This window comes from Kibdelosporangium phytohabitans, from assembly GCF_001302585.1.
In the GTDB taxonomy this organism is placed as follows: domain Bacteria; phylum Actinomycetota; class Actinomycetes; order Mycobacteriales; family Pseudonocardiaceae; genus Kibdelosporangium; species Kibdelosporangium phytohabitans.
This window is the reverse complement of the sequence record NZ_CP012752.1, coordinates 9,614,718-9,638,423: the sequence shown is the minus strand read 5'-3', so window position 1 is coordinate 9,638,423 and position 23,706 is coordinate 9,614,718. Positions and strand designations below refer to the sequence as shown.

26 protein-coding genes are annotated in these 23,706 nt (G+C 68.2%); 18 read left to right on the top strand and 8 right to left on the bottom strand.

The window, feature by feature from the left end; all coding sequences use genetic code 11:
- Window positions 1–58 precede the first annotated feature (58 nt).
- The 3 genes from AOZ06_RS42935 (at window position 59) to AOZ06_RS57355 (ending at window position 2,194) form a co-directional block, all read left to right on the top strand.
- On the top strand, window positions 59–1,123 hold the full coding sequence (locus AOZ06_RS42935) for an HpcH/HpaI aldolase/citrate lyase family protein (protein WP_054294611.1): 1,065 nt from the start codon (window positions 59–61) through the stop codon (window positions 1,121–1,123).
- Window positions 1,123–1,962 carry an HpcH/HpaI aldolase/citrate lyase family protein gene (locus tag AOZ06_RS42930; RefSeq protein ID WP_054294610.1) on the top strand — a complete coding sequence of 280 codons (840 nt, stop codon included), beginning with the start codon at window positions 1,123–1,125 and terminating at the stop codon, window positions 1,960–1,962. Before AOZ06_RS42935 ends, AOZ06_RS42930 begins: the two co-directional genes overlap by 1 nt.
- A 76-nt stretch (window positions 1,963–2,038) precedes the next feature.
- Complete coding sequence (locus AOZ06_RS57355) at window positions 2,039–2,194, top strand: hypothetical protein (RefSeq protein WP_157233557.1); 156 nt, start codon at window positions 2,039–2,041, stop codon at window positions 2,192–2,194.
- On the opposite strand, the gene AOZ06_RS42925 is transcribed toward AOZ06_RS57355, so the two are convergent.
- The gene (locus AOZ06_RS42925) at window positions 2,179–2,751 is read right to left on the bottom strand and encodes a TetR/AcrR family transcriptional regulator (protein ID WP_054294609.1); all 573 of its coding nucleotides are present in this window, start codon (window positions 2,749–2,751) and stop codon (window positions 2,179–2,181) included. The two genes, AOZ06_RS57355 and AOZ06_RS42925, sit on opposite strands and share 16 nt — an antisense overlap.
- 87 nt (window positions 2,752–2,838) lie before the next feature.
- On the opposite strand from AOZ06_RS42925, the gene AOZ06_RS42920 reads away from it, so the two are divergent.
- Window positions 2,839–3,228, top strand: a complete 390-nt coding sequence (locus tag AOZ06_RS42920; RefSeq protein WP_054294608.1) for a cupin — start codon at window positions 2,839–2,841, stop codon at window positions 3,226–3,228.
- On the opposite strand, the gene AOZ06_RS42915 is transcribed toward AOZ06_RS42920, so the two are convergent.
- Window positions 3,229–3,858 carry a TetR/AcrR family transcriptional regulator gene (locus tag AOZ06_RS42915; protein ID WP_054294607.1) on the bottom strand — a complete coding sequence of 210 codons (630 nt, stop codon included), beginning with the start codon at window positions 3,856–3,858 and terminating at the stop codon, window positions 3,229–3,231.
- A gap of 64 nt (window positions 3,859–3,922) precedes the next feature.
- Between AOZ06_RS42915 and fabG the strand changes: the two genes are divergently transcribed.
- A complete protein-coding gene (fabG, locus tag AOZ06_RS42910; protein ID WP_054294606.1) occupies window positions 3,923–4,684 on the top strand; it encodes a 3-oxoacyl-ACP reductase FabG in 762 nt (253 codons plus the stop codon).
- Window positions 4,685–4,693: 9 nt separating this feature from the next.
- A complete protein-coding gene (locus AOZ06_RS42905) occupies window positions 4,694–5,857 on the top strand; it encodes an acyl-CoA dehydrogenase family protein (RefSeq protein WP_054294605.1) in 1,164 nt (387 codons plus the stop codon).
- Between the two features lie 55 nt (window positions 5,858–5,912).
- On the opposite strand, the gene kstR is transcribed toward AOZ06_RS42905, so the two are convergent.
- Window positions 5,913–6,524: a cholesterol catabolism transcriptional regulator KstR gene (gene kstR, locus AOZ06_RS42900; RefSeq protein WP_054294604.1), complete on the bottom strand. Its 612-nt coding sequence runs from the start codon at window positions 6,522–6,524 to the stop codon at window positions 5,913–5,915.
- 117 nt (window positions 6,525–6,641) lie between these two features.
- Here kstR and AOZ06_RS42895 point away from each other — a divergent pair, with 117 nt between their 5' ends.
- Genes AOZ06_RS42895 through AOZ06_RS42865 form a run of 7 tightly spaced genes read left to right on the top strand, consistent with a single transcriptional unit; the run spans window position 6,642 to window position 13,850 of the window.
- Window positions 6,642–8,621: an acyl-CoA dehydrogenase family protein gene (locus AOZ06_RS42895; protein ID WP_054294603.1), complete on the top strand. Its 1,980-nt coding sequence runs from the start codon at window positions 6,642–6,644 to the stop codon at window positions 8,619–8,621.
- Between the two features lie 13 nt (window positions 8,622–8,634).
- Window positions 8,635–9,603 carry an acyl-CoA dehydrogenase family protein gene (locus AOZ06_RS42890; protein ID WP_054294602.1) on the top strand — a complete coding sequence of 323 codons (969 nt, stop codon included), beginning with the start codon at window positions 8,635–8,637 and terminating at the stop codon, window positions 9,601–9,603.
- The gene (locus AOZ06_RS42885; RefSeq protein WP_054294601.1) at window positions 9,588–10,700 is read left to right on the top strand and encodes an acyl-CoA dehydrogenase family protein; all 1,113 of its coding nucleotides are present in this window, start codon (window positions 9,588–9,590) and stop codon (window positions 10,698–10,700) included. Before AOZ06_RS42890 ends, AOZ06_RS42885 begins: the two co-directional genes overlap by 16 nt.
- Complete coding sequence (locus AOZ06_RS42880) at window positions 10,697–11,569, top strand: bifunctional MaoC family dehydratase N-terminal/OB-fold nucleic acid binding domain-containing protein (RefSeq protein WP_054294600.1); 873 nt, start codon at window positions 10,697–10,699, stop codon at window positions 11,567–11,569. Before AOZ06_RS42885 ends, AOZ06_RS42880 begins: the two co-directional genes overlap by 4 nt.
- Window positions 11,566–11,934, top strand: coding sequence for a hotdog family protein (locus AOZ06_RS42875; RefSeq protein ID WP_157233556.1), 369 nt, complete (start codon window positions 11,566–11,568; stop codon window positions 11,932–11,934). The genes AOZ06_RS42880 and AOZ06_RS42875 overlap by 4 nt, the downstream gene beginning before the upstream one ends.
- Entirely contained in the window at window positions 11,931–13,094 is a 1,164-nt protein-coding gene (locus AOZ06_RS42870) for a lipid-transfer protein (protein ID WP_054294598.1), read from the top strand. The genes AOZ06_RS42875 and AOZ06_RS42870 overlap by 4 nt, the downstream gene beginning before the upstream one ends.
- Before the next feature lie 21 nt (window positions 13,095–13,115).
- Entirely contained in the window at window positions 13,116–13,850 is a 735-nt protein-coding gene (locus AOZ06_RS42865) for a L,D-transpeptidase family protein (protein WP_218921877.1), read from the top strand.
- Here the strand turns inward: AOZ06_RS42865 and AOZ06_RS42860 are convergent.
- The 5 genes from AOZ06_RS42860 to kstD are packed head-to-tail and all read right to left on the bottom strand — an operon-like array spanning window position 13,837 to window position 18,784.
- Window positions 13,837–14,688 carry a MaoC/PaaZ C-terminal domain-containing protein gene (locus AOZ06_RS42860; RefSeq protein ID WP_054294597.1) on the bottom strand — a complete coding sequence of 284 codons (852 nt, stop codon included), beginning with the start codon at window positions 14,686–14,688 and terminating at the stop codon, window positions 13,837–13,839. The genes AOZ06_RS42865 and AOZ06_RS42860 overlap by 14 nt on opposite strands.
- An 8-nt stretch (window positions 14,689–14,696) precedes the next feature.
- Window positions 14,697–15,683: a ferredoxin--NADP reductase gene (locus AOZ06_RS42855; RefSeq protein ID WP_054294596.1), complete on the bottom strand. Its 987-nt coding sequence runs from the start codon at window positions 15,681–15,683 to the stop codon at window positions 14,697–14,699.
- Window positions 15,676–15,966, bottom strand: a complete 291-nt coding sequence (locus tag AOZ06_RS42850) for a hypothetical protein (protein ID WP_054294595.1) — start codon at window positions 15,964–15,966, stop codon at window positions 15,676–15,678. Before AOZ06_RS42850 ends, AOZ06_RS42855 begins: the two co-directional genes overlap by 8 nt.
- Window positions 15,966–17,114 (bottom strand): 3-ketosteroid-9-alpha-monooxygenase, oxygenase component, encoded by a 1,149-nt coding sequence (locus tag AOZ06_RS42845; protein WP_054294594.1) that lies wholly within the window; start codon window positions 17,112–17,114, stop codon window positions 15,966–15,968. The genes AOZ06_RS42850 and AOZ06_RS42845 overlap by 1 nt, the downstream gene beginning before the upstream one ends.
- A complete protein-coding gene (gene kstD / locus AOZ06_RS42840) occupies window positions 17,111–18,784 on the bottom strand; it encodes a 3-oxosteroid 1-dehydrogenase (RefSeq protein WP_054297343.1) in 1,674 nt (557 codons plus the stop codon). Before kstD ends, AOZ06_RS42845 begins: the two co-directional genes overlap by 4 nt.
- A 97-nt stretch (window positions 18,785–18,881) precedes the next feature.
- On the opposite strand from kstD, the gene AOZ06_RS42835 reads away from it, so the two are divergent.
- The 5 genes from AOZ06_RS42835 to AOZ06_RS42815 are packed head-to-tail and all read left to right on the top strand — an operon-like array spanning window position 18,882 to window position 23,666.
- Window positions 18,882–20,489, top strand: coding sequence for an FAD-binding protein (locus AOZ06_RS42835; protein ID WP_054294593.1), 1,608 nt, complete (start codon window positions 18,882–18,884; stop codon window positions 20,487–20,489).
- A complete protein-coding gene (locus AOZ06_RS42830) occupies window positions 20,476–21,258 on the top strand; it encodes a 2-keto-4-pentenoate hydratase (protein WP_054294592.1) in 783 nt (260 codons plus the stop codon). Before AOZ06_RS42835 ends, AOZ06_RS42830 begins: the two co-directional genes overlap by 14 nt.
- Entirely contained in the window at window positions 21,258–22,172 is a 915-nt protein-coding gene (locus AOZ06_RS42825) for an acetaldehyde dehydrogenase (acetylating) (RefSeq protein ID WP_054294591.1), read from the top strand. The genes AOZ06_RS42830 and AOZ06_RS42825 overlap by 1 nt, the downstream gene beginning before the upstream one ends.
- Window positions 22,126–23,133, top strand: coding sequence for a 4-hydroxy-2-oxovalerate aldolase (gene dmpG, locus AOZ06_RS42820; RefSeq protein ID WP_054294590.1), 1,008 nt, complete (start codon window positions 22,126–22,128; stop codon window positions 23,131–23,133). Before AOZ06_RS42825 ends, dmpG begins: the two co-directional genes overlap by 47 nt.
- The gene (locus AOZ06_RS42815; protein WP_236951921.1) at window positions 23,130–23,666 is read left to right on the top strand and encodes an HD domain-containing protein; all 537 of its coding nucleotides are present in this window, start codon (window positions 23,130–23,132) and stop codon (window positions 23,664–23,666) included. Before dmpG ends, AOZ06_RS42815 begins: the two co-directional genes overlap by 4 nt.
- The last annotated feature ends 40 nt before the right edge of the window (window positions 23,667–23,706 follow it).

Genomic DNA, 23,706 nt, shown 5'->3' with positions numbered 1-23,706 from the left:
GGCAGAGCCCCGGCCACCGGGTTACCCTCCGGTAAAACCCGAGGACGTGGAGGTCAGGATGCGTTCGCCGAAGGACTTCTTCCGGCCGCTGGCGCTCGGCGCGCCTGAGCCGGTCAGGGAGATCCCGTTCCGCCCTTCGCGAGCGTTGCACTTCTTCGACCCCGGCAACCCCAAGATGGCCGCGAAGGTGCCCGACCTGGCCAAGCAGGTCGACGTGCTGGTCGCCAACCTGGAGGACGCGGTCCCGGCGGACCGCAAGGAGGCCTCCCGCGCGGGACTCGTCGAGATCGGCAAGAACGCCGACTTCGGCGACGCGCAGCTGTGGACCAGGATGAACAGCATCGACTCGCCGTGGGCGCTGGACGACCTGCTGACGCTGGTCCCGGCGATCGGCCACAAGCTGGACGTGGTGATCGTGCCCAAGGTGGAGGGCGCGCAGGACATCCACTACGTCGACCGGCTGCTGGCCCAGCTGGAGGCCAAGGCCGGGCTGGAGCGGCCGATCCTGGTGCACGCCATCCTGGAGACCGCGACCGGCGTGGCCAACGTGGAGGAGATCGCCGCGTCCTCGCCGCGCATGCAGGGCATGTCGCTGGGCCCGGCGGACCTCGCGGCCAGCAGGCGCATGAAGACGACCCGCGTCGGCGGCGGCCACCCCGGCTACCTGGTGCGGACCGACCCGGTCGGCGAGGACGTCACGGCCGGGCGGCAGACCTTCCAGCAGGACCTCTGGCACTACACGGTGGCGCGGATGGTCGACGCCTGCGCGGCCAACGGGATCCTGCCGTACTACGGGCCGTTCGGCGACATCCGGGACACGGTCGGTTGCGAGGACCAGTTCCGCAACGCGTTCCTGCTGGGCTGCGTCGGCGCGTGGAGCCTGCACCCGGCGCAGATCAAGATCGCCAAGAAGGTCTTCTCACCGTCCCCGGAGGACGTCGCCTGGGCTCGGCGCGTGATCAGGGAAATGGGCGACGGCACCGGAACCGTGATGATCGACGGCAAGATGCAGGACGACGCCACGGTCAAGCAGTGCCGCGTGGTCGCCGAGCTGGCCGATCAGCTGGCTGCTCGTGACCCGGAGCTCGCCGAGGCGTACGCCGCCGCTTCCGAGGAGGCCTGATGCGCCGGTCCGTGTTGTACATGCCCGGCGCCAACGAGCGTGCGCTGGAGAAGGCCAAGACCCTGCCCGCGGACGCGTTGATCCTGGACCTGGAGGACGCGGTCCACCCGGATTCCAAAGTGGACGCCCGTAAGCGCGTCTGCGAGGCTGCCGCGTCCGGCGAGTACGGCAACCGCGAGGTCACCATCCGCGTCAACGGTTCCGGCACGCAGTGGCACGCCGACGACCTGCGCGCGGCCGCGGAGGCCGGGCCGGACGCGGTGGTCGTGCCGAAGGTCGACTCGGCCGCGGAGGTGCACGCGATCGAACGCGCGCTGGAAGCGGGCGGGGCGCCGGACAAGACGACGATCTGGGCGATGGTCGAGACCCCGGTCGCGATGCTGCACGCCCACGACATCGCCACCGCGAGCGAGCGCCTGTCAGTGCTCGTGATGGGCACCAACGACCTGGCGAAGGAACTGCGTGCCGACCACGTTCCCGGTCGTGCGCCGCTTCTCACCGGGTTGTCGCTGTGCCTGCTCGCGGCTCGCGCGGCCGACAAGGACATCCTCGACGGCGTCTACAACAACGTGCAGGACCTCGCGGGGTTCGAAGCGGAGTGCTTGCAGGGCAAGCAGTTCGGCTTCGACGGCAAGACGCTGATCCACCCCGGGCAGGTCGAGCCGTGCAACCGGGTCTTCTCGCCGTCGGCTGAGGAGATCGAGTACTCTCGCCGCGTGGTCGAGGCGTTCGAGCAGGCAGGCCGCGGTGTGGTCACCGTGGACGGCCGGATGATCGAGAACCTGCACGTGGACAACGCGCGCCGGATCCTGGCGGTGGCCGATCAGCTCAACGGGTGAGCCTGGCAGCTCGTCCGCCCGGGAGGAACTGAGACGCCTGCGACGTGAGTCCGGGCAGCCCTGGCTGCGTTGGCCGATGGCGGTCCTGCAGGTTGTGGTGGCTATCCTGCGCGGAGTGGTGAAGATCGTCGTCGAGTTGGTCGGCGAGGTCGTCAGCGAGATGTTCGTGTGGTTGGTGCTGCTGGTTGTGCTGGCCGCCGGTGTGTGGCTCTGGTTTCAGTTCAGCAGCTGATCGAAGCCTGTCTTGATCCGTTCCGCGCTCATCCCGTTCTCGCGCTGATGGACGTACTGCGCTGCGGCCAGGGGTGCCAGCAGTGCGTCCGCGTGGAAGTGTGCGTCCACATCCGGGTCGGCTTCGGTGATCAGGCCGACGAGGTGGTTGTGGTGCAGGCGGTACGCGCCGGTGACGAACCGCGCCCGCGGTGTCTCGGTTTCCGCGACCATCAGTAGCTTTCCTTGCGTCTCCAAGCGGTCCACGTACGCGTGCAGAAACGCGCGGATCCGCTCCCGCGCGGGCGCGCCGGGGCCGAGCGGTGGCGGGCCGCTGAGGAACGCCGCCTGGAACTCGCGTTCCTGCGCGTCGAGCAGGCCCTGCGCCAGCGCGCCGCGGTCGGCATAACGGCGGTAGACCGTGCCCACGCCGACGCCCGCTTCGGCCGCGACCTCGTCCAACGCCAGGCACTCGACTCCGCGTGTGGCGACGATCCGCGCCGCCGCCTGGAGGATCTTCTGCCTGTTGCGGGCCGCGTCGGCCCGTTCGGACGGGCCGGACCCCGCGATCGGAAGCACGCAGCCAGCCTAGCCAACCACTGGACAAGTGGAAAAGATTCCAGTTAACTAAGTGGAAGAGATTCCATTTAGTTCGAGGAGAGTGCGATGGCAGCGGTCGAGCGGTTCGCGAGCAAGACCACGACGAGCTGGTTCCAGCGTCTTGACCAGCAGGTTTTCCTCGGCGACGTGGTCGACCAGACCAGCGGCGCCGAGATGAGCGTCGGCTTCGGCCGGTACGGCAAGGGCGAGCGCAACCCCTGGAAGGTGACCTACGACGAGGCGCTGATCGTCACCAAGGGCTCGTTCACAGTCGAGGGGCCGGAAGGCCCGGTGACGGCAGGCGTCGGCGAAGTGATCTACCTGCGGGCGGACACCGAGGTGCTGTACGTGGCCAACGAGGAGACGGAACTGGTCTACGTGACCTACCCGCACTGGTTGCGCGCGACGGAGAACTCCGCCGAAGCCGCCCGGCTCGACGAGTTCCACGAGGCGTAGTCAGGAAGGCAGGTCCGCCAGCCGGGCGGCCAGCCCGTGCAGGAAGGAATCCAGGGCCAGTTCGAACGAGCCCTGGTCGATCTCGTCGGCGTGCTCGGCCAACCGGTGCGCCTGACTGAGGTTGGGGTAACGGTCGTTGTACACGCGGGCGTCGTCTTCGAACCCGCGTGAGAACGACCCGATCGCGGCGCCGAGGACCAGGTACTTGGTCGACGCGCCGATCATGGTCGCGAACTTCGGCGGCCACCCCGCGCGCACCAGCCCGCCGTGCACCGCGTCCGCGACCCGCAGCGCGGAGTCGCGGCGGGCCGGTCCGCCCGCGAGGAACGGCACGATGTTGGGGTGCGCGGCCAACGCGGCCCGGTATGACCTTGCCCACGTGCGGATCCCGGTCTGCCAGTCGGCCCGCTCGAAATCACTCACGTCGACCGTCGCCATGATCTGGTCGCACACGTCGTCGAGCAGCTCGTCCTTCGTGGCGAAATGGCTGTACAGCGACGGTGCCTGGACCCCGAGCCCGGCTGCCAGCCTGCGCATCGACAGGCCCGGCAGACCGTCGCGGTCGATGATCTCCAGCGCGGCGGCCCTGATCCGATCCCGGCTCAGGATCGGCGTGCTCGGCCGTGGCATCGGCGTCCCTCCAGAGTTATGCTCGCAGTATACCTAACGGTGTACGGTTTACGGAGGGTTCACCATGGCGGCACTGGACGGACGCGTGGCCCTGGTCACCGGGGCGGCTCGCGGGATCGGCGCGGCTGTCGCCGGGCGTCTCGCGGCGGACGGCGCCGCGGTGGCTGTCCTCGATCTCGACGAGGCGGCGAGCAAGGCGACCGTCGACGCGATCGAGGCGGCAGGCGGTCGGGCGATCGCGGTCGGCGCGGACGTGACCAACGCCGAGCAGGTCACCGCGGCGGCCGACAGCGTGGCCGACGAGTTCGGCTCGCTCGACATCCTCGTCAACAACGCCGGTGTCACCAGGGACAACCTGCTGTTCAAACTGACCGAGCAGGACTGGGACACCGTGATCGGGGTACACCTCAAAGGTGCGTTCCTCGCCACGAAAGCCGCGCAGAAGCACATGGTCGCCAAGAAGTACGGCAAGATCGTGAGCCTTTCCAGCGTGTCCGCGCTCGGCAACCGCGGCCAGGCCAACTACTCGACCGCCAAGATGGGCCTGCAGGGCTTCACCCGCACGCTCGCGATCGAGCTCGGCCCGTTCGGCGTCAACGTCAACGCGGTCGCCCCCGGTTTCATCGTGACCGAGATGACGGCGGCGACGGCCGAGCGGCTCGGCATCACGCCGGACGAACTGGCCGCGCGCAGCGCCGAGATCACCCCGGTGCGCCGAGTCGGCCGGCCGGCCGACATCGCAGGCACCATCGCGTTCCTCGTCAGCGACGAGTCATCGTTCATCACCGGCCAGACCATCTACGTCGACGGCGGCCGCAGGCTCTAGGAGGTCACCATGGTCGACTTCTCCCTCACCGAAGAGCAGCGTGAGGTCCGCGACTGGGTGCGGACGTTCGTGCGCAAGGAGATCATCCCGCTGGAGCCGGAGGTACTGCGCCGCGAGCGGTCCGGCCTGCCGGGGCTGGAGGCGTCGGAACTGCGTGAACTCCAGTTGAAGGCCAAGGAATCCGGCTTCTGGGGCGTGCTGACGCCCGAGGAGTACGGCGGTATGAACCTCGGCGCGGTGATGGCGGCCCTGCTGGAGGCGGAGCTGGGCCGGTCCTTCGTGCAGTTCAGGTTCGGCGGCTCGGCGGACAACATCCTCTTCTACGGCAACGACGAGCAGAAGGAGACGTACCTCAAGCCGACGATCTCCGGCGAGCGCAAGTCGTGCTTCGCGATCACCGAACCGGGGGCGGGGTCGGACGCGCGGGCGATCCGGGCGTCGGCCCGCCGCGACGGCGAAGACTGGATCATCAACGGCGAGAAGACGTTCATCACCGGCGGCAACGAGGCCGACTTCACCATGGTCTTCGCCGTGACCGACAAGGAGAAGGGCGCGGTCACCTGTTTCCTCGCCGACCGGGAGATGGGCTGGAAGTCGCAGCCGATCGCCACCATGGGCGAGTGGGGCCCGGCCGCGTTGACGTTCGACAACGTCCGCGTGCCGCACCGCAACATCCTCGGTGAGGAGGGCCGCGGCTTCGAGCTGGCCATGCGCTGGATCGGCCAGGGCCGGTACCTGTTGCCCGCCAGGGCGATCGGTGCGACCGAGCGCCTGCTCGAGATGGGCATCGACTACGCGCGGACCAGGGAGACCTTCGGCCTGCCGATCGCCGAACGCCAGGCGATCCAGTGGATGATCGCGGACTCGGCCGTGGAGATCGAGGCGCTGCGCTGGCTGGTGCTGCACGCGGCGTGGCAGGTGGACCAGAAGATGGACTCCCGCCAGGCCCAGTCGATGGCCAAGCTCTACGGCGGCGTGAAGGCCAACGAGATCGTCGACCGGGTGCTGCAGATCCACGGCGGCATGGGCTACACGCGGGAACTGCCGATCGAGCGCTGGTACCGCGAACTGCGCCTGCTGCGCATCTACGAGGGCACCGACGAGATCCAGCGCCGCACGATCGCCCGCAACCTGCTCAAGGGCCACGCCTCCGTCAGCGGAGCCCTCGGCTGAAAAACCCTCGTGAGTGGTTGGTCCGGTTAGAACCGGACCAACCACTCACGAGCTGTTACTTCCTCAGCAGCAACCTGACTGTCAGTTCGAGACGGGTGGCCACGTCCGTCGCCGAGGCGCGGCGGGTGACCCAGGCGACCAAATTGGACAGCCAGACGTCGCCGACCACGCGGGCGATCGCCTTGTCCTCGTCGGTGGGTTCGCCTTCGTGCATGGCGCGGGTGAACATCCGCTCCATCAGCTTGCCGACGTGATCGACCTCGGCTGCCGCCGACGTGTCGGCGAACATGAACGCCCGGGTCATCGCTTCGGTGAGGTGGGGTTCGCGCTGCATCGCACGCGTGACCCTGCCCAGTACGAACAGGACCCGGTCGTACTGGGTCTCGCCGGGAACGCTGCCCTTCTCGATCCGGTCCTGGTTGCGCTCGAACTCACGTGCCAGCCCGGAAACGAGCAGGTGGATCTTGGAGGGGAAGTAGCGGTACAGCGTGCCGAGCGCGACTTCGGCGCGTTCGGCGACGGCTCGCATCTGGACCGCGTCGTAGCCGCCCTTGGTGGCCAGTGCGATGGTCGCGTCCAGGATGCGCTTGCGCCGGTCGCGCTGCGCGGCCGAGCCGAGCTCGTCGTCGCCGAGGGCGCTGATGGCACCGGAAGGCGTGGCTGTCATCGATGGATCCCCTTGCTGAAACCTGTTCCACTTCGGGTACCAGTGTACCGCGCCTCGGCGAATCCTACTCGCTCGCGGGGTTGAGTTCAGAACTGAAACACGTTCTATAATGACGGAGTGTCCATCACCGACGAGCAGCGCGCCATCGGCGAGTCGATCAGCGCGTGGGCGGCAGGAGCGGGCGTCCTGCCGACGGTTCGAGGCGCGGACGGTGCCAAGCACTGGCGGGAACACTGGGCCGACCTCGCGCACTTCGGGCTCTTCGAGATGGTCGACGGCCCGGTCGCCGACGTCGCCATGGCCCTTGAGCACGTCGCGAAGGCGTTGGTGCCCGGTCCGGTGTTGCCGACCGTGCTCACCGGTGTCCTGCTGGGGCGTGCGAAAGATTCTCAGGTTTCCCGGGAGTTTCTGCCCGGTCTGACCGAGGGTGGCGTGCCGGTCGCGCTTGGACTGCGGCCCGGCGCACCCGTCATCGGTTACGCACCGTATTTGCTGACACGGTCGGCCGGTGTCTGGACGCTCGCCGAGGCCGAGCTCACGCAGCGGGACGCTCTTGACTTCTCCCGCCCGCTGTCGCAGGTCGAGCGACTCCGCGACGGACACGTGCTGGACGTCGAAGGAGTCGAAGACCTCGCGGTGACGCTGGCCGCGGCCGAAGCGGTCGGCGTCGCGGGCTGGTGTCTGGCAACGGCCGTGGAATACGCCAAGGTCAGGCAGCAGTTCGGCAAGCCGATCGGCTCGTTCCAGGCCGTGAAACACCTGTGTGCGGGGATGGTGTCCCGGGTCGAGGAGGCCCGTGCGGCGGCGTGGGACGCGGCAAGGGCTGCCGACGAGGCACCGGGCGAACACCCGCTCGCAGCGGCCGTTGCGGGCGCCGTGGCGCTGGAAGCCGCTGTGGAGACGGCGAAGGACTGCGTCCAGGTCCTCGGCGGCATCGGCTTCACGTGGGAACACGACGCGCACCTCTACTTGCGCAGGGCCCTGGCGCTGCGGGCACTGTTCGGCGGTACGTCGTATTGGCGCCGGAAAGTCGCGGAGCTCGCGCTCGGCGGGGCCCGGCGGCAGGTCCGCCCGGTGTCCGAAGCGGACAGCCGCACCAGTGCCCTCGTCGGCGAGATCGCCGAACTCCCGGCGGACCGGCAACGGGCGCGGCTCGCGGAAACCGGCCTGCTGGTCCCGGAATGGCCCAAGCCCTACGGCATGGACGCGGCACCGCAGCAGCAGCTGATGATCGCCGACGAACTCCGCCGGAAAGGCGTGACCCGGCCGGACCTCGTGATCGGGGCATGGGCCGCGCCGACGATCCTGCGACACGGCACCGCCGAGCAGCGGGACCGGTTCGTCTGGCCGACCCTGCGCGGCGAGATCACCTGGTGCCAGCTCTTCAGCGAACCCGAAGCGGGCTCGGACCTCGCCTCGCTCAGGACCCGCGCGGTCAAAGCGGACGGCGGCTACCGGCTGCGCGGCCAGAAGGTGTGGACGTCCCGTGCGGCCGAGGCGGACTGGGCGATCTGCCTGGCCCGCACCGACTCCGAGGTGCCCAAGCACGAAGGGATCACCTACTTCCTGGTGGACATGCGGTCCGCCGGGCTGAGCATCCGGCCGTTGCGTGAGATCACCGGTGACGCCATGTTCAACGAGGTCTTCCTGGACGACGTGTTCGTGCCGGACGACTGCGTGGTGGGGCAGCCGGGCGACGGCTGGAAGCTGGCCAGGACGACGCTGGCCAACGAACGGGTGGCCATGGGTGGCGCTTCCTCGTTCGGCGCTGAAGTGGAAACACTGCTTTCCACGGCACGCACCCGCGGTGCCGAGCCGGAGAAACTCGGCGAACTGGTCGCCGGCGGCCTGGTCGTCTCGTTGATGGACCAGTTCGGCACCGACCCGAGCATCCGCAAACTGGTCGGTGTGCGGCATCGGCAAGCTGTCGCGGAAGCAACGCTCGACCTGTACGGAACCGACGCGGCGCTGGCCGATGTGGCCGCGGACGCGATCCACGCGTTCCTGATGACGCGGTGCCTGAGCATCGCCGGTGGCACCACCCAGATCCTGTCGACCCTTGCCGCGGAACGAGTTCTCGGCCTGCCGAGGACCTAGGAGGAGGGCGCGCGTGGACTTCACGTTCGACGAAACACAACGGGAGATCGCCGGCCTGACGGCGGCTGTGCTGCGCCGCGATCCCGATCAGGCCTGGAAAGCCCTTGGCCAAGCTGGACTGCTGACGTTGTCCACACCGGACCGGCTCGGTGGCGGCGGCCTCGGCGTGATCGAGACGTGCCTGGTGCTCACCGAGGTGGGCAAGGCCGGAGTGGTCACCCCGGCGATGGCGACCCTGGCCATGGGCGTGCTGCCCATCGTCCACATGGGAACCCCCGAGCAACAGGATCGGCTACTGACCGACGTGGGCGTGATCACGGCCGCACTCGACGGGGATGTCACAGTCGACGACGGCCGCCTGACCGGCAGGAAGACGCACGTCCTCTACGCGGAGGACGCGAAGGCGCTTCTCGTGGCCGCCGAGCAGGACGCGTACGTGGTCGATCCCACCGACGTGGCGGTGACCAGGACGTACTCCTCCAGCGGAACGCCCGAGTACACGCTCGACCTGAACGCCGTGCAAGGTGAACGTCTCGGAGACGCGGCCACTCTGCGGGCGTTCGCCCTCGCCGGAGCCGCCGCCGTCGGCGACGGGCTGCTGGCCGGCGCGTTGCACCTGACGTCCGAGCACGTCCGGACACGCGAGCAGTTCGGCAAGCCACTGGCTGCGTTCCAGGCCGTGGCACAGCAGATCGCGGACGTGTACGTCGCCGCGCGGACTCTGCACCTGGCAGTCTGGTCGTCCATCTGGCGACTGCACAGCAACCTGGATGCCGGCCTGGCGACGGACGTGGCGGCGTACTGGCTGGCCGAGGAACTCCCGCGAGCCATGCACACCTGTCACCACCTGCACGGCGGGATCGGCGTCGACATCACGTACCCGATGCACCGTTACTACTCGCTGAGCAAGGACCTCGTGCGGTTCGTCGGCGGTGCGGACCAGAGGCTCGACCTATTGGGGGCGCGGTGTTCGTCGACCTGACCGAGCAACAGCTCGCGCTGCGCACGCAACTGCGGGCGTACTTCGAGAACCTGCTCACGCCGGAGCAGCGGACCGAGATGACGGTCGACCGGCACGGCACGGTGTACCGGGACCTGATCCGGCGGATGGGATCCGACGGCTGGTTGCGTGACACGAGCGACGTGGACCGGCAGATCTTCGTCAACGAGGCCGCCCGCGCCGACATCCCGCTGCCGTACGTGACCCTGCAAACCGTCGGCCCCACGTTGAAGACCTTCGGATCGGCGGCCCAGAAGGACCATTTCCTGCCGCGGATCGAAGCCGGGGACGTGCATTTCGCGATCGGGTACACCGAACCCGAGTCCGGCACCGACCTGGCTTCCCTGCGTACCACCGCGGTCCGGGACGGCAGCGACTACGTCGTCAACGGCCAGAAGATCTTCACGACCGGCGCACACGACGCCGACTACATCTGGCTGGCCTGCCGCACCGACCCGCGGGCCCAGCGGCACAAGGGAATCTCCATCCTGATCCTGGACACGAAAGCACCCGGCTACTCGTGGACCCCGATCATCACGTGCGACGGCGCCCACCACGTCAACGCCACCTACTACAGCGACGTGCGCGTCCCGGTGGACATGCTGGTGGGCAAGGAGAACGAAGGCTGGAATCTGATCACCACCCAGCTCAACCACGAACGGATCATGCTCGGCCCGGCAGGCAGGCTGGCCGGGTTCCACGACCGCGTCCGCGAATGGGCCGCGGAACGCGATCTGCTCGGCAAGCCGGACGTCAGACGAGCGCTGGCCGAGACCCGTGCGGTCGTGGAGGTCAACGAACTGCTCAACGGCCAGGTCGCGTCGTCCGAGCTGGACATCGCGGACGCGTCGGTGACCAAGGTCTTCTCCTCCGACCGGATGCAGCGGATCGGACGGCTGATGGAGGAGGTCGTCGGCCGCCACGGCGATCCCGCCGATCCCGGCACGGCCGAACTCGTGCGGTGGCTCGACACGCAGGCGAAACGGAACCTGGTCCTGACGTTCGGCGGTGGCGTGAACGAGATCCAGCGCGAGCTGATCGCGACCGCCGGCCTGAAACTGCCGAGGGTGCCCCGATGACCGGTTCGATCGAAGCCGAGGCCGCCAGGCTCAGGCAGCTCGGCGAGAGCAGGCCGCGCCCGGCGAGGGACCCGGTCAACGAGCCGATGATCAACAACTGGACGGAGGCGCTGGGCGACCGCAACCCGGTGTACCCGGAGCTCGCGCCGCCCGCGATGGTCCAGGTGTGGACGATGTACGGACTCAACGGCGTGCGTGACGCGGACGACCCGCTCGGCGCCATGACCAAGGTGCTCGACGACGCCGGATTCACCTCGGTCGTGGCGACCAACTGCGAACAGACCTATCACCGGTACCTCAAGCCCGGCGAACGACTGGCCGTGACCACCCGATTGTCCGATGTGGTCGGTCCCAAACGGACCGCGCTGGGCGAAGGGTGGTTCGTCACCACGTTGAGCACGTGGTACGTGGGTGACGAACCGGTCGCCGAGATGATGTTCCGTGTCCTGAAGTTCGCACCACCGGAGCCGACCGGCTCGGTCATCCGCCCGCTGGTCAACCAGGACACCGAGTTCTTCTGGGCTGGCACGGCCGAACGCGAGCTGCGGATCCAGCGTTGCCCGGACTGCCGGGCGCTACGGCACCCGCCGGGGCCGTTCTGCCCGCGGTGCGGCAGCGCGACGCCGGATTACGTCGTTTCCCCGGGCCGTGGCGAGGTCTTCAGCTATGTGGTGCACCACCACCCGCCGGTGCCGGGCAAACGCCTGCCCATCGTGATCGCGCTGGTGGAACTCGAGGAAGGCGTGCGGATGCTGGGTGAGTTGCTCGACGTGTCACCGGACGACGTCCGGATCGGTCAGCCGGTCACCGTCGACTGGTCGCGTGTGGACAGTGATCTCACCCTGCCGGTCTGGCGGGCCGTGCCGTGACCCGGCTGCCGGAACTCGCCATCGACACGACCGCGACCTTCGTGGTCAGCACGGCGCTGGCCACCCGCGACTTCCAGGACGTGCACCACGACAGGGACGCGGCCGTCGCCCGTGGCTCCAGGGACATCTTCCTCAACATCCTCACCACGACCGGTCTCGTGCAGCGGTTCGTGACCGACTGGGCCGGGCCGCGCGCACTGGTCCGCAACGTCTCCGTCCGCCTCGGGGTGCCCTGTTATGCGGGCGATACATTGGTGTTCACCGGCACCGCCAAACCCGACGGGCAGGACACCGTTGTCGACGTGGTCGGCAAGTGTTCACTCGGTGATCACGTGACCGGAACGGTTCGGGTGAGCCTGCCATGAGGACGTTGTCCGGTGCGGCCGCGATCGCGGGAATCGGGGCGACGGAGTTCTCGAAGCAGTCGGGCCGCACGGAACTGCGGCTGGCCGTCGAGGCGATCAGGGCGGCGCTGACCGACGCGGGCCTCGAACCCTCCGATGTGGACGGCCTGGTCACGTTCACGATGGATTCGAACTCGGAGATCGCGGTGGCCAGGGAGTTGGGCGTCCCGCGGTTGAGCTTCTTCAGCCGGATCAACTTCGGTGGCGGCGCGGCCTGCGCGACCGTGCAACAGGCGGCGATGGCGGTCGCGACCGGTGTCGCCGATGTCGTGGTCTGTTATCGCGCGTTCAACGAGCGTTCCGGCCACCGGTTCGGACGTGTGTCCACCGCCGCGGCGACGGCACCGACCACCAACGGGATCGACGCTTCCTGGTCGTACCCGATGGGGCTGGGCACGCCGGCCGCCGACGTGGCCATGTTCGCCAAGCGATACCAGCACGTCTACGGCGCGACATCGGAGGACTTCGGCCGGGTCGCGGTGGCTGACCGCAAGCACGCGGCGGTCAACCCGAACGCGTGGTTCCACGGCAAGCCGATCACGTTGGCGGATCACCAAGCGTCGCGCTGGGTGGTTGAACCACTGCACCTGCTCGACTGCTGCCAGGAAAGCGACGGCGGTGTCGCGCTGGTGGTGACGAGCGCCGAGCGAGCCCGTGACCTGCCACATCCACCGGCCGTGATCGCGGCGGCAGCACAGGGTAGCGGTCCGGACCAGTTCGTGATGACCTCGTACTACCGGGACGATCTGCTGGGACTGCCCGAGATGCGCGTGGTCGGTGACCAGCTGTGGGGGCAGTCGGGGCTGCGCCCGCAGGACATCGCGATCGCCGTGCTGTACGACCACTTCACCCCGTTCGTCCTGGTTCAGCTGGAGGAACTGGGTTTCTGCGGGCCGGGCGAAGCGCGTGACTTCATCGCCGGTGGCGCGATCGAGATCGGCGGCAGGCTGCCGGTGAACACACACGGCGGGCAACTCGGCGAGGCCTATATACATGGGATGAATGGCATCGCCGAAGCGGTCAGGCAGATTCGGGGAACGTCGTGCAACCAGGTCGGCGGACCTGTTCTGGTCACAGCGGGAACAGGGGTACCGACGAGCGGACTGATAGTCAGCGGATGACGGATCTACTAGTCTGGCCCGGTGCGTCGCATCGCCCTGCCGTTCGTGTTCGTCCTTGCCTTGTTCGGCGTGGCCGCCATCCCGGCTTTCGCGCCGACGGCGGACAAGGCGGGCAAGCCGGTGGCCGACGAGCACGAACTCGCGCTGGTGGCGAGGGTCAAACCGGGCGCCGCGGCGGCTTTCCTGCCGTACAACGGCGATATGGAACAGATGATCACGGTGTCCGCGCCGGATCATTCGGCGACGACCGCCAAACTCAGCGCGTGGTCGCTCGTGAACGGCGAGTGGAAGCGCGAAATGGGCCCGCTGGACGCGTTCGTCGGCACGGCCGGGATCGGTGAGACCAAAGAGGGGATCTCCCGCACGCCGGCCGGTGTCTTCGGTCTGACCGAAGCATTCGGCATCGCACCGAACAACGGCACCCGCCTGCCGTACTTCAAGGTCGACGAGCAGGACTGGTGGGTGAGTGACGCCGCCGCGCCGCAGTACAACAAGCATTTCCGGTGCGCGGTGGGCAAGTGCCCGTTCAACGAACGCGCGGGCGAGCGCCTGATCACCGCGGGCCCGGTCTACGGCCACGCGGTCGTGATCGACTACAACCGCGATCCCGTCAAGCCGGGCGCTGGCTCGGCGTTCTTCCTGCACGTTTCGGGCGGCAAACCGACCGCGGGCTGTGTCTCGATCGACGCGGGCGAGCTCGGCAAGATCATGCGCTGGCTGGATCCGGCGAAGAAACCCGCGATCAACATAGGGTGAGCACGGTGTCCGCGAGCACCGGCCGGTCGCCGGCCGAACACGTCACGAGCAAACGCTTGTCCTCCTGCCACACCTGGCTGCGCAGCGTCTCACCGGGGAACACGACACCGGCGAACCGTGTGGCGAACCCGGCGACCTGACTGACGTCACCGCCCAGAACACCGTCGGTCACGGCCTTGCAGACCATTCCGTACGTGCACAGCCCGTGCAGGATCGGCCTGGGGAAACCAGCCGCGGCAGCGAAAGCGGGATCGGAGTGCAAGGGGTTGCGGTCGCCGCACAAGCGGTAGAGCAACGCCTGTTGGGGGAGACTCGGCGTGTCCAGGACGAAGTCCGGCGCCCGGTCCGGCGGTTCGACAGAGCTGGACGGGCCGCGGGAGCCGCCGAATCCGCCCTCGCCTCGCGCGAAGATGCTGGACCTGGTGGTGTACAACGGATCACCAGTGGTGTCCACCGCCGTTGCCTCTTGAACGATCACGGCCGCTTTGCCCTTGTCGAACACGTCGGTGATCCGGGTGTGGACCGTTGCCGTCGCCTCGCTGGGCAACGGCCGGTGCACGGTGATCTCCTGCTGTCCGTGCAACACCTTCGCCAGGTCGATCTCCACACCGGGGAACGACACCTTCGGCGGCTCGGTCTGCCGGAGGTTCGGCGCGATCACGCCGAACGTCGGCAACACGTGCAGGTCCTGCTCGGTGGTGTACCGGAGTTCCACATCGGACACCGGATCCGCACCGGCGCCCAGCGCCAGGTGGTACAGCAGCACATCCGGCCGGGTCCACGAGAACGTCGTCTCGCTCACCGTGGCGCCGATCGCTACCGACGGGTCGATGGGCATGGTGCTCCTCAGCTGTACGTGATCTTGACTTCGTCGGTGACCGGCAACGACTGGCAGGCCAGCACGATGCCGTCGTCCAGGTCTTCCTGGTCGAGGATCTCGTTCTGCAGCATCTTCACCTCACCCTGCTCGATCCGGCACGCACACGCGCTGCACGCGCCTTCCCGGCACGAGTACGGCGCCTTGATGCCGTTCTCCAGCAACAGGTCCAGCAGTTTCTTGTTGCGCGGCCACTGGAACGTGTGCTGTTCGTCGTCCAGTTCCACCTCGACCGTCGCCTCGTCGCCGTCGGCGGGTTCTTCGACGGTTTCCTCGAACGGGTTGCCGGACAACGAGATGAACCGTTCGACGTGGATCCGGTCACGCGGTACGCCCATCGAGCGCAACGCCTGCGAGACGACATCCATGAACGGCGCCGGTCCGCACAGGAACGACTGGAACCCGGTGAACGGCCGCAGTGCGGTGAGGTGACGCGGGGTCGGCAGGCCCTGCAAGGACTCCAGCCAATGGATCACCATGAACCGGTCGGGGTGCTTGTCGGCCAGCGCCCGCAGCTCGGACGCGAAGATGACCGACGACTCGTCCCGGTTGGCGTACACCAGGACCACCCGGCCACCGCCTTGGGACAGCGCGGACTTGATGATCGAGATCACCGGGGTGATCCCGCTGCCACCGGCGAACAGCAGCAGGTTGTCGTCCAACGAGCTCGGCGTGAAGATCCCCGCCGGCGGCAGGATGTCCAGTACCGTTCCGGCGCGGACGTTGTCACACACCCACGCCGAGCCGTAGCCGTCGGGGATCCGCTTGATCGTCACCTGTGGACGGTCGTCCACGTGCGGTGAACTCGACATCGAATAGCACCGCGCGACTGGGCCGCACCGCAAGGTGAGGAACTGGCCAGGCCGGTAGTCGAAGTCGGCGTCGAAGACAACGGACACCGCGTCCGCCGTCTCCTGGACCACCTCCGCGACCGTGACCTGCTGGTACTCAGCCATCGGGGACCTCGAGCAGGCCATCGGCGACGAGGGATTCGATGCTGGCGCGCAGCTTCGAGCACGTGTCCAGCAACGCGGACGGCTTGTTCTGGGCTGCGTACTCCGGGCAGCTGTCGGTCGACGTCTGCCACTGGATGCTCGTGTGGTGCTCGCTGCTCTTCTTGACCAGCACGCATGTCCCGCACGCGGTGCACTCCACCGGACGCAGCCCGTCACCGAGGAACCCGCGCCTGTCGGCGGTGGTCTGCGCCGAGACGTCAGCGACCGGTGCCTTCGCCCACATCACACACCGGCTTCCTTGCGGCGCGCCAGGTTCTCCCGGACTTCCCGCTCCCAGGCCTCGTTGGCCCTCGTGGTGTCCACTTCGAACTCGAAGCGGCGGGTCATGTCGTCGGAGACCTCCTCGGTGTCCACGTAGAACTGCTCGTACCAGCGGCGCAACTGGTAGACCGGGCCGTCCTCCTCGCACAGCAGCGGGTTGTCGATCCTGGTCTTGTTCTTCCAGATCTCCACGTCCTGCAGGAAACCGACCTTGAAGCTCTTGGCGAACTTGCCGGCCACCTTGTCGGCCATCTCGTCGTCGAGGCCGGGCAGCTTCTTGACGATCAGCCCGTACTGCAGCATGAACGAGTTGTGCGTGATCGGGTAGTGGCAGTTGATCAGGACCGTCTCGACCTCGATGCCCTTGTAGTCGTTCCACAAGTAGTTGATCATGTACGACGGGCCGTAGTACGACGCCTCCGAGCGCAGCAGGTTGTCCTCACCCGCGTAGTTCCCGCTGTTCGGCTTGCCGATCGGGGTCACGTCCGGCCTGCCGCGCGAGTTGAGGTACTGGGTGGCGATGTGGCCTTCGAAGACGTTCTTGAAGTAGGTCGGGAAGGCGAAGTGGATGTAGTAGAAGTGGGCCATGTCGACCATGTTGTCGATGATCTCGCGGCAGTTGGAGCCCTCGATGCGGATCGTGTCCCACGTCCAGTTGCTCCAGCCGTCCTCGTAGGCGCCCGGCACGCGGGGGATCGAGACGCTGTCCGGCGGCGGGTTGCCCTGCGGGTCGTGCCAGATCAGCAGCTGGCCGTTCTGCTCCAGAGTGGTCCACGCCCTTGTCCGTGCTCGTAACGGAACCCGCTTGGCGTACGGGATCTCCACGCAGCGGCCCTTGCCGGACCAGCGCCAGTCGTGGAACGGGCACGCGATGTTCGAGCCCTTGACCGTACCCTGGCTCAGATCGCCGCCCATGTGCCTGCAGTACGCGTCGAGCACGTTGAGCTCGCCGTCCTCGCCCTGGAACACCACGAGTTTGGTGCCGAACGCCTCGATCGCGTGCGGCTTGCCGTCCCTGAAGTGCTTCGCGAGGCCGATGCAGTGCCAGCCACGGGCGAACCTGGTCGGCTCCGTGCCGACGTCGATGGTCCGGACCTCGTCACGAGTCATCGCTTGCTCCCCTTCGCTAGCGCCGCCACGTCGAGCGCGGCCAGGTAGCCGAACGTCATCGCCGGTCCGATGGTGGCGCCGGGACCCGCGTACGTGCGGCCCATCACGGCCGCGCTGGCGTTGCCCGCCGCGTACAGGCCTTCGATGACCGATCCGTCCTCACGCAGGACACGCGCTGCCGAGTCGGTCCGCAACCCGCCCTTGGTGCCCAGGTCTCCCGGTACGATCCGGACCGCGTAGAACGGCGCGACTTCGAGCGGCGCGAGACAGGGGTTGGGGCGGTTGCGCGGGTCGCCGTAGTACTTGTCGTATGTGGACTCGCCGCGGCGGAACTCGTCGTCCTTCCCGGTTCGCGCGAAGCGGTTGAACCGCTGCACGGTGTCCGCGAGCCCGTCGGGGGACACGTCGATCTGCTCGGCGAGTTCCCGCAGCGTCGTTGCCTTGACCACCGCTCCCGCCTTGTACCAGCGGCCGGGGAACGGCTGACCGGGGTACAGCCCGGCGAACACGTACCGGTTGCGATAGCGCTGGTCGGCGATCAGCCAGGTCGGGAAGTTCCTGGCCGGGCCGTCGCCTTCGCCGTACATCGCGTGTACCGCGTCCACGTAGGGCGCTGCTTCGTTGACGAATCTCTTGCCGTCGGCGTTGACCATGATGCAGCCGGGCAGCGTCCGTTCGGCCAGGCAGAAGTACGGTCCGCCGCTGAGCACGATCGACGGGCCCCACCACGCGTCGTCCATCAGATCGACTGCCCCGCCGAGCCGCAGTCCCGCTTCGATGCCGTCGCCGGTGTTCTCCTGGGCTCCCACCGTCCACTGTGTTCCGATCGGTTCGCGCTGGTACTTCTTGCGCAGCTCTTCGCTGCGCTCGAACCCGCCGGAGGCCAGCAGCACGCCGTGGCGTGCCGAGACGGTGAACTCCGTGCCCTGCTGGCGAACTTTCACGCCGGTCACCCGGTCGCCGTCGGTTTCCAGGTCGACGAGCGCGGTCTCCAGCCACACCGGGACCTCGGCCTTGGCCAGCCCGGCTCGCAGGCCGCCCGAGAGGGCCTGCCCCATCGCGAGCAGCCGGCGCTTGCGCACCCTGGCCGTGAAACCCCGCGCGCCGACCCGGAGCGCGCGCAGCACGCCCCGGGGGTGCCTGCGGACGAGGTTGAGCCAGCGGTAGTCGGCCTGGGTGACCGCGACGTCCATCGGCGAAGCCAGATATGGCCTGTTCAGCGTGGCCAGGTGCGGGCCGACCAGGCTCGCGGGCATCGGCTCGGGCTCGATCGACCGGCCGCCGGGCATCCCGCCGGGCGCCTCGGGGTAGTAGTCCGAGTAGCCCTTGACCCACGCGAACTTCAGCGGCGTGTTGGCCAGGACGAAGTCGAGCATCTCCGGGCCGTGCGCCAGCACGGTCCGCTTCAGGTCGGCTGGCACGACGTCCCCGACGATGTGGTCGAGGTAGGCGCTGGCCGCTTCGGGCGTGTCGGGCACGCCGGAGTCCAGGATCACCCGGTTGTTGGGGATCCAGACACCGCCGCCCGACCGGGCCGTCGAGCCGCCGTACGTCGGCGCCTTCTCCAGCACCACGGTGCTCAGCCCGTTGCGGGCGGCGGCGAGCGCGGCGGTCATCCCGGCTGCCCCGCTGCCGACGACAACGAGGTCGAACTCGGCTGGCTCGGTCATCTCCACCTCCACGACCAATACTAGAACAGGTTATAGAAATGGCCGTCAAGGCGCTATGGTGTCTCCAGATTCGGGCACCCTGAGGCGAGGTCTGAGCGTGCAGAAACGTGTTTCACCAGACTGGGACGACAGTGCCGACGTCGTGATCGTCGGCTTCGGCGCGGCAGGAGCGTGCGCGGCCATCGAGGCGACGGCCGCGGGAGCCGACGTGCTGGTGCTTGACCGGTTCACGGGCGGCGGCGCGACCGCCATGTCCGGCGGCGTGGTCTACGCGGGCGGTGGCACGCCACAGCAGATCGCGGCGGGCATTCCGGACACGCCGGACGCCATGCTGAAGTACCTCAAGCTCGAAGCCGGGGACGTGGTGTCCGAGCGGACGCTGCGCGGATTCGTCGACTCCAGCGTGGACATGATCGCCTGGCTGGAGAAGCAGGGGGTGCCGTTCGACGCCAGCCTCTGCCCGTACAAGACGTCATATCCGAGCAACAAGCACTACCTGTACTACTCCGGCAGCGAGTCGGCGGGCGGGTTCCGTGACACCGCGCCACCCGCGGCCCGCGGGCACCGGACCAAAGGCAAGGGAACCTCGGGCAAGGTGTTCTTCGCCCGGCTGGCCGAGGCCGCGACCAAAAGGGCGCGGGTTCGTGCGCAAACCTTTGCGCGCCGCCTGGTCGTCGAGGATGAGCGTGTGGTCGGCGTCGAGTGTTCCCAGCTCGTCGGGTGGGCCGCGTATCGGCATCGGGTGTACGGCAAGTACGCCGCCAAGCCCGGGTTGTACGTGCCGTTCCTGCGTAAGGCTCTGAACCGGCGGGTCCAGCGACTGGAACACCGTTACGGAAAACCGATCCGTGTCGAAGCCAGGCGCGGTGTGGTCCTGGCAGCGGGTGGGTTCGTGGCCAACCGCGAGATGATGCGCGAACACGCGCCCGACTACCGGCGTGGCCTGCCTCTGGGCACCGTGGCCGACGACGGGGCCGGTATCCGGATGGGCACCGAGGCCGGAGGGGTGACCGCGCACCTGGACCGGGTGTCCGCGTGGCGGTTCATCAGCCCGCCGAGCGCGTTCCTCGGCAGTCTCGCCGTGTCGGAGTCCGGGGAACGCATCGGCGACGAGTCCCGGTACGGCGCCGCCCTGGGGCACGACATGGTCACCCGGCACGGCTCTCGCGGCTGGTTGTTCGTGGACAGCGCCTTGGTCACCGAAGTGCGCAAGCAGTTGCGTTCACAGACCGTGTGGTTCCACCGGTTGCAGACCAAGTTCCTGCTGGGCCGCGAGCGCGTCAGCGGGTCCACTGTGGATGAGGTCGCACGCAGAGCCGGTGTCGACCCGGTCGGGCTGGCTGCCACCGTCGAGGCGCACAACGCCTCCTCGCTCGCCGGAAAACCGGATCCAGCGGGTAAACCGGCCGAGTTCGTACGGGTGCTCGACACGCCGCCGTACTCGCTGCTGGACATCTCGATCAAACCGAGCCTCGGCTACCCGTGCCCGATGCTCACACTCGGCGGGCTCGTCGTGGACGAGGAAACCGGCGCGGTCCGGCGGGACGACGGCACCGCCGTCGAAGGCCTGTACGCCGCGGGCCGCACAGCCGTCGGGATCTGCTCGAACTCTTACGTCAGCGGACTGTCGCTGGCGGACTGCGTGTTCTCCGGCCGGAGAGCGGGCATCAGCGCGAGTGTGAGGAGGACCAGTGCTCACGGCTGACCAACGCATCGACGCGGCGGACCGGCTGTACGCGGCCGAACGCGATCGGTCGCCGATCCGGCCGCTTGTTCTGGACTACCCGGGTATCGACGCGGTGGACTCGTACGAGATCCAGCTGCACAACATCCGGCGCAGAGCACGACCGGTGCTCGGCCACAAGGTCGGCCTGTCGTCCGAGGCGATGCAGCAGATGATGGGCGTGAACGAACCGGACTACGGCCACCTGCTCGACGACATGGCCCTGTCCGAGGACACCGACGTGGACACCGGGCGCTACTGCTATCCACGCGTCGAAGTCGAGGTGGGCTTCGTGCTCGGCGCCGACCTGCCCGGTGAGGGGTGCACCGAGGAGGACGTGCTGCGGGCCACGGAGTTCCTCGCGCCCGCGATCGAGCTGATCGACAGCAGGATTCTCGACTGGAAGATCAGCCTGCCGGACACCATCGCGGACAACGCTTCCTCAGCGGGCTTCGTGCTCGGCGCTGCGCGTGTCCGGCCGTCCGATGTGGATCTCCGGGCGATCGACGCGGTGCTGTGGCGCAACGGCTTCGAAGTCGCCAAGGGCCGCTCCGACGCCGTGCTCGGCAATCCGGTGACCGCGGTGGCGTGGCTCGCGGGCAAGGTCGCGAGTTTCGGCGTCCGGCTGGAGGCCGGGCACATCGTGCTGCCCGGTTCGTGCACGCGGGCGATCGACGCGCGGCCCGATGACTCGTTCCGCGCCGAGTTCTCCGGGCTCGGTCATGTCACGCTGACGTTCGGGGGTGTCTGATGGGTGTTGCTGCCGCGATCGTCGGTTCCGGCAACATCGGGACCGACCTGGTGTACAAGCTCAAGCGCAGCTCGGTGATCGATCCGGTGTGGATGGTCGGGATCGACCCGGACAGCGAAGGCCTCAAGCGCGCCGCCTCGCTGGGCCTCGAAACCACCGCGGACGGCGTGGACGCGCTGCTGTCCAGCGCCGATCCGCCGAAGCTGGTCTTCGAGGCGACCTCGGCGTACGTCCACCGCGCGAACGCGCCGCGCTACGAGGAAGCCGGGATCAAGGCGATCGACCTGACGCCCGCCGCGATCGGGCCGTACGTCGTGCCCCCGGTCAACCTCGACGAACACCTCGGCGCCACGAACGTCAACCTGATCACGTGCGGCGGCCAGGCCACCATCCCGATCGTCGCGTCCGTGTCCCGGGTCGTCCCGGTCGCGTACGCCGAGATCGTCGCGTCGGTCGCGTCCGTGTCGGCGGGCCCGGGGACGAGGGCGAACATCGACGAGTTCACCCGGACGACGAGCCGGGGGATCGAGGTGATCGGCGGTGCCGGGCGGGGCAAGGCCATCATCGTGCTCAACCCGGCCGATCCGCCGATGATCATGCGCGACACCATCATCTGCGCCATCCCCGACGACGCCGACCACGCGGTGATCGCCGCGTCGGTCTCGTCCATGGTGGACGAGGTGGGTTCGTACGTACCCGGCTACCGGCTGCTCAACGAACCGCAGTTCGACCCGGCCGACGGTGATGCGCCCGCGCGCGTGACCGTCTTCGTCGAAGTGGAGGGGGCGGGCGACTTCCTGCCGCCCTACGCGGGAAACCTGGACATCATGACCGCTGCCGCGGTGCGGGTCGGGGAAAGGATCGCACATGCTGAGGATCACGGACACGTCGCTGCGGGACGGCTCGCACCATAAGCGCCACCAGTTCACAGTGGACGAAGTGACGTCCGTTGTGGCCGCGCTGGACGAAGCCGGTGTGCCGGTGATCGAGGTGACGCACGGCGACGGCCTCGGTGGCTCGTCGTTCACGTACGGCTTCAGCAAGACACCGGAGCAGGAGCTGATCAGCGCGGCCGTGCGGACGGCCAAGCGCGCGAAGATCGCGTTCCTGATGCTGCCCGGCGTCGGCGTCAAGGACGACATCCTGGTGGCGCAGGACAACGGCGCGTCGATCTGCCGGATCGCCACGCACTGCACCGAAGCCGACATCGCCGTGCAGCACTTCGGCCTGGCACGGGAACGCGGCCTGGAAACCGTCGGGTTCCTGATGATGGCCCACTCCCAGCCGCCCGAGATGATCGCCAGACAGGGCCGGATCATGGCCGACGCCGGGTGCCAGTGCGTCTACGTCGTGGATTCGGCAGGCGCATTGGTGCTCGAACAGGTCAGCGACCGGGTCACCGCCCTGATCGAGGAACTGGGCGGCGACGCCGAAGTCGGTTTCCACGGCCACGAGAACCTGGGCCTGTCGGTGGCCAACTCGATCGCCGCGATCCGTGCCGGAGCACGTCAGATCGACGGCAGCGCCCGCCGGTTCGGCGCGGGCGCGGGCAACACGGCGACCGAGGCGCTGGTCGGCGTGTGCGACAAGCTCGGCATCGAAACGGGCATCGACTTCTTCAAGATCGTCGACGCGGCCGAGGACGTGGTGCTCCCCGCGATGCCGGAGGAGTGCAAACTGGACCGGATGGCACTGCTGATGGGCTACGCGGGCGTCTATTCCAGCTTCCTCAAGCACGCGTACCGGCAGGCCGAGCGCTACGGCGTCTCGGGCGCGGAGATCCTCGTCCAGGCAGGGAAACGCAAACTGGTCGGCGGCCAGGAAGATCAACTAGCCGACATCGCCATCACCCTCGCGGCTACAGTGGACGGGTGAGCTCGCTCAAACGCGGAATGGTGCCGTTGCCTGACCGGGCGGCGGCCTTGCTGGAGTCGCTGGGCGCGCCGTCACGACTGACGGCGCACCTCCACGTGGTCCACGACGTGGCGTGCCACCTGCTGGACTGGCTCGAAGTGCGGTACCCGTCGGTGGCCGTGGACCGCGAGGCGGTCCAGTTCGGCGCCGCGACGCACGACATCGGCAAAGTGCTGTACCCCGCCGAACTCTCGAGCCCAGGTGCACAGCACGAGTGGGCAGGCCACCAGCTGTTGCTTGAGCACGGCGTGGAGGAGCGGCTGGCACGGTTCGCCCGGACGCACGCGTCCTGGACCGAACCCGGCATCGAGCTGGAGGATCTGCTGGTCAGCCTCGCCGACAAGATCTGGAAGGCCAAACGCGTCCCCGACCTGGAAAACCTCGTGGTCGACCGGCTGCCGGGGGAGCCGTGGGAAGTGTTCCTTGCCCTGGACGAGGTGCTCGACCGGCTCGCCGTCGACGCCCACTGGCGAATCGCCCACCAAAGCTCGTGAGTGTTTTGGCCGGTTAGAACCGGCCAAAACACTCACGAGG